The 13,121-nt window shown below is 72.7% G+C and carries 8 protein-coding genes; 3 read left to right on the top strand and 5 right to left on the bottom strand.

Annotated features, from left to right (window positions below):
* Positions 1-7 precede the first annotated feature (7 nt).
* Positions 8-808: a nuclear transport factor 2 family protein gene (locus QSK37_RS02140; protein WP_285617113.1), complete on the bottom strand. Its 801-nt coding sequence runs from the start codon at positions 806-808 to the stop codon at positions 8-10.
* Between the two features lie 64 nt (positions 809-872).
* On the opposite strand from QSK37_RS02140, the gene QSK37_RS02135 reads away from it, so the two are divergent.
* Genes QSK37_RS02135 through QSK37_RS02125 form a run of 3 tightly spaced genes read left to right on the top strand, consistent with a single transcriptional unit; the run spans position 873 to position 5,432 of the window.
* The gene (locus QSK37_RS02135) at positions 873-1,850 is read left to right on the top strand and encodes a helix-turn-helix transcriptional regulator (protein ID WP_285617111.1); all 978 of its coding nucleotides are present in this window, start codon (positions 873-875) and stop codon (positions 1,848-1,850) included.
* Positions 1,851-1,892: 42 nt separating this feature from the next.
* The gene (locus tag QSK37_RS02130) at positions 1,893-4,877 is read left to right on the top strand and encodes a bifunctional [glutamine synthetase] adenylyltransferase/[glutamine synthetase]-adenylyl-L-tyrosine phosphorylase (RefSeq protein ID WP_432705516.1); all 2,985 of its coding nucleotides are present in this window, start codon (positions 1,893-1,895) and stop codon (positions 4,875-4,877) included.
* Positions 4,878-4,889: 12 nt separating this feature from the next.
* Positions 4,890-5,432: a hypothetical protein gene (locus QSK37_RS02125; protein ID WP_285617107.1), complete on the top strand. Its 543-nt coding sequence runs from the start codon at positions 4,890-4,892 to the stop codon at positions 5,430-5,432.
* 3 nt (positions 5,433-5,435) lie between these two features.
* Here the strand turns inward: QSK37_RS02125 and QSK37_RS02120 are convergent, their stop codons facing one another.
* The 4 genes from QSK37_RS02120 to QSK37_RS02105 all read right to left on the bottom strand — a co-directional run bounded on the left by QSK37_RS02120 (position 5,436) and on the right by QSK37_RS02105 (position 13,036).
* Positions 5,436-6,302, bottom strand: a complete 867-nt coding sequence (locus tag QSK37_RS02120; protein ID WP_285617106.1) for an ABC transporter permease — start codon at positions 6,300-6,302, stop codon at positions 5,436-5,438.
* Between the two features lie 681 nt (positions 6,303-6,983).
* Positions 6,984-8,000 (bottom strand): ABC transporter ATP-binding protein, encoded by a 1,017-nt coding sequence (locus tag QSK37_RS02115; protein ID WP_285617104.1) that lies wholly within the window; start codon positions 7,998-8,000, stop codon positions 6,984-6,986.
* Between the two features lie 9 nt (positions 8,001-8,009).
* Complete coding sequence (locus QSK37_RS02110; RefSeq protein WP_285617103.1) at positions 8,010-8,921, bottom strand: Nif11-like leader peptide family natural product precursor; 912 nt, start codon at positions 8,919-8,921, stop codon at positions 8,010-8,012.
* 11 nt (positions 8,922-8,932) lie between these two features.
* Positions 8,933-13,036, bottom strand: a complete 4,104-nt coding sequence (locus QSK37_RS02105; protein WP_285617102.1) for a type 2 lanthipeptide synthetase LanM family protein — start codon at positions 13,034-13,036, stop codon at positions 8,933-8,935.
* Between the last annotated feature and the right edge of the window lie 85 nt (positions 13,037-13,121).

Below are 13,121 nucleotides of genomic sequence, written 5' to 3'. Positions count from 1 at the left end.
CGGACGTTCAGCGGCGCAGGGGGCGGCCCAGGTGGGCTTCGGCGACGGTGAGGCTGTCCTCGTAGACGGCATAACGGGTGATCACACCGTCCCGCACGGTCAGACGCAGCGCGTACCGGGCCGTGTACGGCTCGCCGGTGGCCTTCACCGTCTGGTGGATGTCGCCGAGCACGACGGCGTCCGTGCCCTCGACGAGGACGCGCGTCACCGACGTGCCGGCCTTCTCGGGGAGGTGCGCCGCGGCGATCTCGCGGAAGTGCTCGGCGACATCGGCGCGCGTCGCGCGCGGCCGGATCCAGGGAACGGCCGGATGATCGCCTGCCGGCCAGTTCAGCCGCCAGTCGACGGGCTCGGCGAACAGCTCGGCGATCCGGCCGGGATCGCCTTCCCCCATCCGGCGGAGGAGTTCTTCCACCGTGGCGCGCGTAGCGGCGCCCTGGTCCGCGACGGTGAACTGGTGGTCGCACCGGATGAGCCCCTCCTCGTCCAGAACGGCGAATATCCGGCCCGTCCAGGCGACGTCACCGCCATCGGCCGGGATCATGTACGTGGTGAAGGCGACGGTGTCGTGATGGCCGGTCGCGTCGCCGGCGCTCCGGAAGACGAAGCCGGCGGATCGCACGAGTTCCTCGTGGGTCCGGGTGATCCGTGCCTCTATCGCGTCCCGTCCCCGGTGCCGTGCCGACTCGGTGACCTCGACGCCGTCTCGCGCCCACAGGCCGGCGATGAGGTCGCGACGGGCCGCCGCGTCCGGCTCGTTCCACACGGCGACATAGCGATCGACGAACTGCTCCATGTTCAGGTTCATGGCCGGAAGTCAACCCGGGCTTCCCTGACACCTCCTGACAGTGGACCGCGGCAGACTTCGGGCCATGCGCGCGAGCCGGCTGGTCTCGATCCTGTTGCTGCTGCAGACACGGGAGCGGATGACGGCACAGGAGATCGCCGGTGCGCTGGAGGTGTCCGTGCGCACCGTCTACCGCGACATGGAGGCCCTCAGCGCCGCCGGAGTGCCGTTGTACGGGGAGCCCGGCCACGACGGCGGATACCGGCTGCTGGGCGGCTTCCGCACCCGGCTGACCGGCCTGACCGCGGGGGAGGCCGAGTCACTGTTCCTGACCGGGCTGCCCCGAGCCGCCGCCGACCTCGGGCTCGGCGCCGTCGTGACAGCCGCGCAGCTGAAGCTGATGGCGGCGCTCCCCACGGAGTCGCGCGACCGGGCCCGGCGGATCGCCGAGCGGTTCCACCTGGACACCCCGGCGTGGTACCGCGACGCCGAGGACGTCCTGTACCTGACCGCGGTCGCCGAGGCGGTGTGGAACGACCGCGCCGTGTGGATCCGTTACCTTCGCTGGGCCGAACCCCACGAGATCACCCGTACCGTGCGGCCGTACGGCCTGGTGCTCAAGGCGGGCCACTGGTACCTGGTGGCCGGAGCGGACCGGCGGATCCGGACCTACCGCATCGCACGGATCATCGACCTGCGCGTCCTCGACGAACGGTTCGACCGGCCGGCGGACTTCGACCTCGCCGCCCACTGGCGGGCCTACCTGGAACACTTCGACGCGCGCCGCCACCAGGACATCGCGACCCTGCGTCTCTCCCCGGGCGCCGTGGACCGCCTGCCCCACATCATGGAACCGGCCGTCGTCCGCGCCGCGCGACGGACCGCCTCGCCCGCCGACGCCGACGGCTGGATCCGGGTGACGATCCCCGTCGAGTCCCACGACCAGACACTGGGGGAGATTCTCAAACTCGGCGCCGACGCCGAGATCCTCGCCCCCGCCGAACTCCGCGACCACCTCATCCGGACCCTCGACTCCCTCCGCCATCTCTACGCCCGGCCGTGACCGTCGCTGTCGGTCGCCGGAGCGTCTCGGTACCTTTTGGTGGTGAGTGAACGCCGACTCGAAAGCCTCGCCGGGCGGCTGGCCCGGCTGGGCGTCACCGATGCCACGGGCGCCGAACGCCGGCTCCAAGGTCAAGAACTCAACGGGCTGGTCGAGGCCCTGGGCACCGCGGCCGATCCCGACCTCGCGCTCACCGGCCTTCTCCGGCTGCTGGAGACCGCCGACATCCGGGCCGAGCTGAACGCGGACGCCGACGCGCGCGACCGGCTGTTCGCCGTGCTCGGCGTCAGCGCGGCGCTGGCCGACCACCTCGTCCGTCACCCCGGCCACTGGCGTGTCCTCGCCGGCCCCGACGCCGTACGCCGGCCCACCGCCGATGAGCTGCGGCAGACGCTGCTGCGCGCGGTCGGCGCCGACCCCGCTCACCCGGCGCCCCGTGCGACCGCGGAGGATCCCCTGGTCGCGCTGCGCGTGGCGTACCGGAGGTCGCTGCTGCACCTGGCCGGGCGTGACCTCACCCACGTGGTCGACATCGAGGACGTCGCCGCCGAGCTGGCCGACCTCGCCTCGGCCGCGCTGGAGGCCGGACTGGCCATCGCACGCGCCGAGCTGGGCGAGCAGGCGGACCTGTGCCGGGTCGCCGTCATCGGCATGGGCAAGTGCGGCGGACGCGAGCTGAACTACGTCAGCGACGTCGACGTCGTCTTCGTCGCCGAGCCCGCGCCGGGCCAGGACGAGGACGCCGCGCTGCGGGCCGCCACCAGGCTGGCGTCCGGGATGATGCGGGCGTGCTCGGCCACCACGCCGGAGGGCGCGCTGTGGGAGGTCGACGCCGCCCTGCGCCCGGAGGGCAAGTCCGGGCCGCTGGTCCGTACGATGGCCAGCCACCGCGCGTACTACGAGCGCTGGGCCAAGACCTGGGAGTTCCAGGCGCTGCTCAAGGCCCGCCCGGTGGCCGGCGACCTCGAACTGGGCGAGGATTACGTTCGCACGCTGGCGCCTCTCGTGTGGAGCGCGGCCGGCCGCGACAACTTCGTCGAGGACGTCCAGGCGATGCGCCGCCGCGTCGAGGAGCACATCGCGCCGGAACAGGCGGGCCGGCAGCTGAAGCTCGGCCCCGGCGGGCTGCGCGACGTGGAGTTCGCGGTACAGCTGCTCCAGCTCGTGCACGGCCGGGCCGACGAGGAGCTGCGCGGCCCGAACACCCTGATCGCATTGAAGAAACTGTCCTGGGGCGGGTACGTCGGCCGGGGTGACGCCGCCGCGCTCGGCACCGCGTACCGCTTCCTTCGCCGCGTCGAGCATCTCATCCAGCTGCACCGGCTCCGGCGCAACCACCTCGTGCCCGAGGACGAACAGAGCCTGCGGCGCCTCGGCCGGGCGCTGGGGTTCCGGGTGGACCCGGTGGGGGAGTTCACCGCCGAGTGGCGCCGGCACGCGCGCGAGGTACGGCGGCTGCACGAGAAGCTGTTCTACCGGCCGCTGCTGCAGGCGGTCGCCCGGCTGCCCGGCGACGAGGTACGGCTCACCCGCGAGGCCGCCCGTACCCGCCTGGAGGCCCTCGGCTACACCGACCCCGCGGGCGCCCTCCGCCACCTGGAGGCACTGACCGCGGGGGTGTCGCGGCGCGCCTCCATCCAGCGCACGCTGCTGCCGGTGATGCTCGACTGGTTCGCCGACTGCCCGGACCCGGACGCGGGCCTGCTGGGGTTCCGCCAGGTCAGCGACGCGCTCGGCACGACACCCTGGTACCTGCGGCTGCTCCGCGACGACGTCGCCGTGGCCGAGCGAATGGCGCGGGTGCTGGCCTCCAGCCGGTACGCCACCGAGCTGCTGCTGCGCGCCCCGGAGGCGGTCGGCATGCTGCGCGCCGAGTCTGAGCTCACCCCCCGCCCGGCCGACGCCCTGCGGGGCGAGGCGCAGTCGGCCGTGGGCCGCTACCTCTCCTCGCCGCACGACCGGTCGGCGGACGCCGTGGCCGCGGTACGCGGGCTGCGCCGCCGCGAGCTGTTCCGTACGGCGGTCGCCGACCTGCTCGGCCTCCTCGACGAGCGGGCCACCGCCGAGGCGCTCACCGCGATCACCACGGTCACGATCGAGGCGGCGCTGCGGGTCGCGATCGAACGGATCTCGGCGGAGCGGAGCGCGCCGCTACCGACCCGGTTCGCGATCGTCGCGATGGGCCGGTACGGCGGGTTCGAGCTGGGCTACGGCAGCGACGCGGACGTCATGTTCGTGCACGACCCCCTGCCCGGCGCCGACGAGCGGGAGGCCTCGTCCGTCGCGCACGCGGTCGCCGAAGAGCTGCGCCGCCTGCTCGCCCTGCCCGCGCCCGACCCGCCCCTGGTGATCGACCCCGGGCTGCGGCCGGAGGGCCGGCACGGACCGCTCGTCCGCACCCTCGACTCCTATGCCTCCTACTACCGCCGCTGGTCGGCGCCGTGGGAGAGCCAGGCCCTGCTGCGCGCCGCGCCCATCATCGGCGACGAGGGGCTCCGCGAGCGCTTCCGGGCGCTGATCGACCCGGTGCGGTGGCCGGAGAACGGCATCGACGACACGGCGCTGCGCGAGATCCGGCGGCTCAAGGCCCGGATGGAGGCCGAACGCCTGCCGCGCGGCGTCGACCGGCGGCTGCACACCAAGCTGGGTCCCGGCGGGCTGTCCGACGTCGAATGGGTGGCACAGCTGCTGCAGCTCCGGCACGGGCACGACGTGCCCGGACTGCGGACGACCCGGACGCTCGCCGCGCTCGACGCCGCCGCGGAGGCGGGCCTGCTCGACTCCGACGACGCCGCCATCCTGACCGACGCCTGGCGCATGGCCACCCGGATCCGTAACGCGATCATGCTCGTCCGCGGACGGGCGTCGGATCTGCTGCCGACCGAACACCACCGCGAACGCTCGGCGGTGACCAGCGTGCTCGGCTACCCGGCGTCCGGCGCTCTGCTGGAGGACTACCGGCGCCGCGCGCGCCACGCCCGTAAGGTGGTCGAGCGCGTTTTCTACGGAGATGACCAGAGCGCCTGAACTGGGTGACACATGCTGACTGTCGGATACCGGTGGGCGGCCGTGGCCAAGGCCGGCCTGCCCGCGGTGCTGCTGCCGCCGGCGGCCGGGTACGCCGCGTACATCGCGCGCGGCGACGGGCCGCTGATCAGCGTGCTGCTCCTGGTCGTCTTCGGGTTCGTGACGGTCGTCTTCCTGCCGCTGTTCCTGCGCGCCGTCGCACGCGCGTCGCGGGGAGCCCCGCTCCTCACGATCAGCGAGGACGGGGTCACGCTGCACTCGGCACGGGTCCGTCTGCCCTGGTCGAACGTTGCCGAGGTCAGGGTCGAACGCCGGCCCGGCCGTGCGGAGCTGCTGGTGTTCGTGCCGGTGGACGCCGCGCAGGTGGTGACCGCGCACCGCGGGACGCCACGGTGGTTCGCCCGCAGCGGCATCCCCCGGGTCGGCGGCCCGATCTTCGTCCGGGCCGACCAGCTGGCACGGCCGCTGGAGGAGGTCCTCGCGGCCGTCCGCCGCTGGACGTCCGCGCCCGTACGCCGCCGCGAGATCCTGCGGAACGGACCGGCCGGCCGCTGAGCGTCAGCCGGTACGGGCGAAGCGGCGGGCGGCGATCGCCAGTGCCACCGCCGTGAACGCCGCGACCACGGCGAGCTCGAGCACCGGCGAGGGGCGCAGGCCGGCCCAGGACACCGGTTCGAACAGCGCCGACGTTTCCCGGACCGGCCGGTAGGCGTTGAGGGTGCGGCGCATCGCGTCCACCGCGTACGTCAGCGGATCGGCTGGCGTCAGCCACGACATCCAGGCGGGCATCGCCGCGACCGGGAACATCAGCCCGGACAGGAAGATCAGCGGCGTCATCAGCACGCTCAGCACCATCGTGAACGTCCGGGCGCGGCGGATGACGACCGCCACCACCGCGCCGAGCACCGTCATGGCGAGCGCCGTCAGCGCCAGCTCGGCCAGCAGCAGCGCGAACAGCGCCGGATCGTACGGGATGTGGATCAGCCCCGCGCCCGCGAGCACGACCGTGCCCTGGCAGGTGGCGACGGTCGCACCGCCGAGGCACTTTCCGGCCAGCAGCGTGCCACGACGGACCGGAGCGACGAGCATCTCGCGCAGGAAGCCGGACTCCCGGTCCCAGACGATCGAGGCGCCGACAGAGATCGCGGCGGGCTGCGCGGCCATGACGAGCACACCGGGGAACAGGAAGGTGAGATAGTCCGTGGCCGAACCGCCTCCCGCGCCGGCGAACAGCCGCCCGAGCCCGACGCCGAGCACGAACAGGAACAGCAGCGGCTGAAGGAGCGCGACGAGCGTGCCGGTACGGTCACGGACGAAGTGCAGCAGCTCCCGCCGCCAGACCATCCGCCCCGCCCGCAACTCGGCGGCGAGCCACCCGGGACCGACACCGACCGCTTCGTACCGCGCGTGAGCGGCATGCGTCATGCCCGCCGCCCAGTCCCTCGCCGAAGCCCCTGCACGACGGCACGCGCCGGGGTCACGACTCCTCCTCCGCCCCACGAGAACCCTTCACCGGCCTCGTGTTTCCCAGGTCCGGGGGTGTGGCCACCGCGGCCGTGTTCTGATCACCGCGCTCGATCATCGGCGTCCCGCCTTTCGAGAGCGGGCCCACGGTCGCCATGCGACCGGGAAACCGCGGACAACGGACGTGTGCGGGCCGCAGCGCCGTGCGCGTGGGTGGCGGGGTCGGGGATTGGTTCGGTCATCATGGTTTACCTGTGGGTTCGTAGGTGCGTGGTGGGTTGCGGGCATCGGGCCGGCGGTCTGTGCACGCCGTCGAAGTGGCACTGGCGCCGGGGTGTGTTCTTGGTTCCGTCGCGCCCGGTCCGGCCGGCCGCCGGTGGCCGTGGTCGGCAGGCCGCGTCGCGAGGACCCGACTTCGCGTGCAGGTCGGCACCGTGCGTAGCGCGCCGTTGGCGGCGGTGCCGTCGTGATGCCGCCAGGGCGGCAGGGTGGGTCTGACGGATGCGTTGTCCGGCTGGGCGGTGCCAAGGCGCCGCATCGCCGGTCGACAGCCACACCAGGCTGGCTCCCTCCTCCGCCGTGGACGCCGCTCGCGACGAAAGGGATAGGCCAGGCACGCCTCGGGGTCGGGGGCTGGTCCGGTCATCGCGGGTCGCCTGTCGGGTCGTCGCGGATGCGGTGGCCGGTGTGGTGGAGGAACACGTCGTCCAGAGTCGGGCGGGTGACCGTCACCTCGTAGACCGGTACGTCCAAAGTCGCGCACAGGCGGGGGACCAGGCGGGCGCCGTCTTCGGCTTCCACCCGTACGCCGTGCGGGCCCGCCATGGCCTTCACCCCGAACTTCGTGCGCAGGGCGGTCGCGGCCGCCTCGTCGTCGCCCGTGCGCAGGTCGACGCGGTCGGCGCCCAGGACGGCCTTGAGTTCGGCGGGTGTGCCCTGCGCGACGATGCGGCCGTCGTCGATGATGGCGACGCGGTCGCAGCGTTCGGCCTCCTCCAGGTAGTGCGTCGTGAGGAACAGGGTCGTGGCCTCGCGCTCGCGTACCTCGCCGAGGTGGGTCCACAGACGGGCGCGGGCGTGCGGGTCGAGGCCGATGGTCGGCTCGTCCAGGAACAGCACGCGTGGCCGGTGGAGGAGCCCACGGGCGATCTCCAGCCGGCGGCGCATGCCGCCGGAGAACGTGCGGACGAGCGTGTCGTGGCGGGCCGCCAGGCCGACGAGGTCGAGCATCGCGTCGACCCGCGCCGACAGTGTCGTGCGGGGCAGGGCGTACAGGTCGGCGTGGAAACGGAGGTTCTCCTCGGCGGTCAGGTCGCCGTCGAGCGTGGTCTCCTGGAAGACGAGCCCGAGGTCGCGGCGCACCCGGTGCGGCGCGGTCCGCGTGTCGTGGCCGGCGATCTCGATGCGTCCCGCCGTCGGCGTGACCAGGGTGCAGAGCATCGCGATGGTCGTGGTCTTGCCCGCGCCGTTCGGGCCGAGAAAGCCGAACGTCTCGCCCTGGGCGACCGTCAGGTCGATGCCGCGTACCGCCTCCACACCCGGAAAGGACTTGCGGACGCCGACGGCCCGGATCGCCGGGATGTCCGGCGCCGGGCCCGCGTCGTACGGGGCGAGGGCGTGGGGACCGGATGCGGGTGAGCGCTGCCTGAGCCCGAACACGTCGCCGCCTCAGACCTGCCGCGCGACCGCGGTCATCCAGTGGTCGGGCACGACGAACCCGAAGCTCCACCGGTGTCGCGGCGTGGGGTTCACGATGCAGTGCCAGAACAGCCGGCGCGGATCCTGCTCGGCCTTGAAGAAGCGGACCATCCGCGGCGTCTCCCGCAGAGTGACGATCTCCTCGGTACGGGGGTTCATGTAGCGGAAGAACGACGTGTCGGCCGGGTCGGCGAACGGCTCGTCGAAGTCGACGACGTACATCCGCCACCCCGGCTGCGTCTCGTTCGTGTGCCACAGCCGGTAGCCGGACGGGGGATACCAGAGGCTGCCCGAGAACCGGATCTCGGCGGAGAAGAACTCCTCGAGCGTACGGATCATGCGGTGCTTGGCCTCGAGGTAGCGGTCGTATCCGGGATGGTCGACGTGCTCGTCGAGGTTGACGAGGTGGAAGTCGCGGCGCGGGGCGCCGGTGCCGAGGGCCGGGTCGCGCCAGTGCGCCTTCATCATCGACTCGTGCCAGGCATGGAAGGCCGGGTCCGCCGGGGACAGGCCGGTCGACCGCAGGTCCTCCTCACGGAAGGTCCGCGCGAACCGGTCGAGGTCGAACGAGGGCGGTTTGATCTTCAGATGGGGGAGCTGGTCGATGACGCCCTTCAGACCGGGCAGGTCCTCCAGCAGGTATTCGTGGTGGAGCGGGCCGGCGTCGCGTTCGGCCTCGGTGGGGCGCCGTACCGGCTCGGGTGCCTCTCCGGGGGTGAAGGCGGAGGACGCCTCCATCAGCTCGGGCACGTCGAAGGAGTACCCGTAGCGTGACCCGAGCCGGACGATCTCTCGCGTACCGGTGACGGCCTTGAGCTGCTGTTTCAGCTCCGGGGAGTCGTAGGCGATCTGGAGGAAGGCGCGGCTGGACTCGACGGACATGCGGTGTCTCCTTATCGGCTGGGGGCGGGATCGAGGAGCAGGACGGAGGGAACCCGGTCGGGCCGGGCCAGGCGCAGGAAGTGCATGCCGAAGCCGGACAGGCCGAGCATCAGGCCGGGGAAGAACCCGCCCTCCATGACTCCGTTCTCGGCGTCGTCGAGGTGGCGCCACTGTTCCTGCACCTGGACGTTCGCCTCGAGCCGGAACGCCGGCTCGTCGCGCAGCGCCGCGAACCGCAGGAACAGCTCCGCGTTGCCGGTGCGGCCGTGGCAGAGCGTGTCGTTCATCAGGCGCGGGAAGCCCCGCATCGTGGCGGCGAGGGCCTGATGGGCCTCGCGCAGCAACAGCTCGTCGTCACCGCCGAGCGCCGCCCAGCTGGAGATCCGGCTCAGCCCGATGCCGGCCGCGCCGTTGCACCAGGCGTTGGCGAAGTGGTGGCCGTCGCGTACGGCGCCGCCCGGACTGGTGCGCAGGTCGTACCAGTCCTGCTGCGCCTCGTCGAAGTGGCGTGCCTCGTACGCGAAGGCGCGCCGGCCGGCGTCGATGTAGACCGGTTCGTCGATCAGGGCGCCGAGCTGGATCAGCGCCCAGCCGATGCCGGCCGCGCCGTGGGAGAAGCCGGTGAGGTTCGCCACGGCCTCGCCCGGATCGGTGGGCGGCCAGCTCAGCGTGTCGCCGTCCTCGACCGCGTGCCGCAGTAGCAGGTCCGCGCATCGCGTGGCGTGTTCGAGCCCCTGCCCGTCGGTCTCGCGGCCGAGACCGAGCAGCACCGGGATCAGGCCGGCGCAGCCGCTGAGCACGTCGAAGTGGGTGTCCGCGTCGATCGGCCCGGCCAGCTCCCGGTTCAGGCGTACGGCGAGTTCGAGCAGGCCGCGGTCCTGCCAGAGGTGGTGCAGGTGGGTGAGGACGTAGATGAGCCCGCCGAGGCCCTGGAACGCGCCGGGCCGCCGCCGGTCGGTGTGGGTGACGGCGTGGGACAGGGCGCGCCCGGCGGCACGGCGGAACTCCGGCCGTGGCACCAGGTCGTTGAGGTAGGCCAGGAACAGCGCGACCCCGGCCGACCCGTGGTACAGGTCGCCGTCGATGTCCACCTCCGCCATGCCGTCGCCGGTGAGCCCGTACGAGGTCCAGGGCGCGGGCGCCGAGGGGTCGCGGAGCGTACGGCACAGCCGCTCGCCGATCCGCGTGGCGTACTCCAGTGACGCGGTCACGAACGCCGGGCTGGCGACCTCGCCGGAGGACAGGCTGGCGGCGATGTACTGCGTCTGCTGCGCCCGGTTGGCCCGCGACAGCCGCCGGATCCGCTGCGCGGCGCCCTCGATGGGGGAGACCTCCAGCCGCGAGCGCAGGCGTACGGCGTGGTCGTGCACCAGCCACCGGTCGCCGGCCGGTGCGGTGAAGATCGGGATGTCGAGCCGCCACAGCGAGACCAGCTCGCGCTCGGAGAGCGTGCCGTCGGTGTCCCAGGTGCGGGGGAAGGTGCCCACGGTGCCGACGAGCAGGTCGACCTCCAGCGGGTCGACCAGGCACTTGGGATGGCGCGCGGAGATCAGCAACTGGGAGTACACCTGGGTGCCCCAGTTGATGAACCGGGCCGAGGTGTCCGCGAAGATCTCGCTCACCTCGCGGATCGCGTCGTCCTTCCGCTGCTCGAACCAGGCGTACACGCGCCCGAAACCGTCCATGATGGCGTCGGTGAAGTCCTGCGGCTGCATCAGCCGGTCGCCGAGGAAGACGCGGTTGGACCCGGCCGGCTCGACGTGCACCCCCGACCGATGGGTCACCGACGCGCGGAAGCTGAGGCGGTGCTCGTTGACGCGCGGCACCGGGATCGGCATCTCGTAACCCTCGCCGCCGGAGTAGCCGCTGATCCGCATCTCGGTCGCGGACGTCGTGGTGCGCGGCCACTCGAGCAGCCCGGTCTTGAAGACGGAGTCGAGCAGCGTGCCGGCGGGCCGTGCCTGGCCGACCGGGAGCACGCCCAGGACGGTCTCGCAGTCGCACACGTAGGCGTGCCCGTCGGCGATCAGGATGTTCTCGAAGTGCAGGTCGCCGCCGCCGAGGACGTAGAAGACGCCGAGGAGGCCGCCGAGCTCCTCGTACACCCGCTCGACCTGCTCGCGGGCGGCCATGCGGTTGCGGCCGGCGGGGATCAGCGCCTCGTAGCCGTACGACGGTTTCGGCAGCACGGGCCGGGTCGAGAACGCGAGGACGCCGTCGTCGCGGAGCCTGCGGAGCAGGTCCTGCATCGCGGCCTCTGAGCGGACGCAACGCGGTTTGTAGACGAACGAGCCGGTGCCGCCGCCGCTCAGCGCGACCTCGACGATCGCGACGCTGCGCGCGCCCGCGTGGTGGTCGGACAGGCCCAGGCGTACGGAGCGGAACGCGGTGATCTCCTCGCCGAAGAAGGCGGCGCCGATGTCGGCGCGGTCGGCGGCGAGGCGGCCGATCAACTCGCGGCCGCACTCGGCGAGCATGCCGGTCACCTCGGCGAGCCACCGGCCGAGGACGGGGAACCGCAGGTAGAAGCGGTGATACGCGTCGGCGTCGGCGAAGGTCGCGTCGAGATAGGCGAGGTACTCCTCACGGGTCGCGGACGCGCGGTCGATGCCGGTACGGGCGCAGTGCACGTTCGCGTCGGCCTCGACGGCCCAGGCGAGCGACAGCTCGAATCGTTCGAGGAGATGCCGCTGAAGGTCGTCGATGAGCCGCTGGTCGAAGAGCCCTGGATGCCGCGCGTGTTCTTCGCCGAGCCGCCGGCCGAGCTCGTCGAGAAACGGTTCGCACGCGATGGCCAGGTGGCCGTAGTAGACGTCGAACTCCCGCCAGCCGGCGTCCGGCAGGGCCTCCGTCGCTTGCCGGGACGCCGCGTCCGCCGGTCGGCGCGGTCGCGCGGCCGAGAGAGGCTCGCGGGGTGGAGCCTCCGGCGGGTGGAGTCGTGGCTCGGCGGGTGAGGCCTCGGGTGTGTGGTGGGGTTGTGGCCCGGCGGATGGGGCTTCCGGCAGGCGGTGGAACTCGCCTGGTGAGGGCTCCGGCGGGAGGTAGGGGGCACCGGGTGAGCTCTTCGGTGGTCGGTGGGGTTGCGGTGCGGTGGATGGGACCTCCGGCGTGCGGCGGACCCGGCTGTTCGGCGACCGGCCGGGTGAGGCGCTCGACGGGCGGTGGGGCCGGTCGTGCGAGACGTTGCCGGATGGGGCCTCTGACAGGTCGAGAGGCCAAGTCCGCGAGGGGTTCGCGAAGCCGGTGCCGGGAGTTGCGCCGGTGCCCGGAGCGGGGGTGGTGCCGACAGTGGCGGCGGGCGGGCGTGCGAAGCCGCCCAGGGCCGCGCGGTAGACGGGGAGCCACGACGCGTGGACATCGGCGAACGCCGTCCGTATCCGCTCACCGGCGCCCGCCAGGCCGAGCTCGTAGTGCCGGTAGGTGGTCAGAACGGTCACGATCTCTTGCTTGGTGCGTTCGCGCTGAGAGCGTTCGCCCGTGGCGGTCCCGTTCGTGCCGGTATCGATCACGGAGGCCTGAGCGGCGGAGGCTTCGGTCCCGTCCGTAGTGTTCGCATCTGCGCCGGACGTGCCCGTGACGTCCGTGCTGGTCCGGTTTGCGTGGGTGGCCATGGTGGCCTGAGGCGAGGCGGCTTCGGCCGCGTCCACGGTGTCCGCGTCTGCGTCGGTTCCGCTCGCGCGCGTCGCGTCGGTGCAGGGCTCCCCCGAAGGCCCGTCCGTACGGCGCAGGTCCGTGCGGGTCATGTCCGTGCGGGTCACGACAGGCTCGGGTGCGACCGTGTGGGGCCCATCCGTGTGGGGCGTGACCACGTGGGGTCTGTCCGCGTTGCCCTCCGCCGGAGGCCCGGTTATGGGCGTTCCGTCCGTATGGGGCGTCTGATCGCCGGGCGGGTCCGGGTAGGGGCGGGCCTTGTCGGTTTCGGTGCTGGTGGTCGGGCGTGCGTGGAGTCTGGCGGCGAGTTTTCCCGCCAGGCGGTCGATCTTCCACGTGTCGAAGGCGGGGAGGACACCGGGCGTCGCCGTTGTGCCCGAGGCGCGCAGGGTGGCGACGACCCGTTCGCGTTCGGACAGGTTGGCGGCGCGGGCGGCGATGTCCAGGAAGGAATGGTCACTCATGGGGAGAAGCCGCTCCTGCGGTCGCGAGGAACGGTGGGCCGGCGTCTGCCGGCCCACCGCGCGGGGTGTGGGCCCCTTCTGTCGC

The sequence above is a fragment of the Actinoallomurus iriomotensis genome (genome assembly GCF_030269445.1).
GTDB lineage: Bacteria > Actinomycetota > Actinomycetes > Streptosporangiales > Streptosporangiaceae > Actinoallomurus > Actinoallomurus iriomotensis.
This window is presented reverse-complemented; position numbering and strand designations above follow the sequence as displayed.

Excerpts from the sequence above, each read along its gene's own strand:
- QSK37_RS02105 (WP_285617102.1), bottom strand. The coding sequence starts at position 13,036 with ATGAGTGACCATTCCTTCCTGGACATCGCCGCCCGCGCCGCCAACCTG.
- QSK37_RS02125 (WP_285617107.1), top strand. The coding sequence starts at position 4,890 with ATGCTGACTGTCGGATACCGGTGGGCGGCCGTGGCCAAGGCCGGCCTG.
- QSK37_RS02110 (WP_285617103.1), bottom strand. The coding sequence starts at position 8,921 with ATGTCCGTCGAGTCCAGCCGCGCCTTCCTCCAGATCGCCTACGACTCC.
- QSK37_RS02135 (WP_285617111.1), top strand. The coding sequence starts at position 873 with ATGCGCGCGAGCCGGCTGGTCTCGATCCTGTTGCTGCTGCAGACACGG.
- QSK37_RS02120 (WP_285617106.1), bottom strand. The coding sequence starts at position 6,302 with ATGACGCATGCCGCTCACGCGCGGTACGAAGCGGTCGGTGTCGGTCCC.
- QSK37_RS02140 (WP_285617113.1), bottom strand. The coding sequence starts at position 808 with ATGAACCTGAACATGGAGCAGTTCGTCGATCGCTATGTCGCCGTGTGG.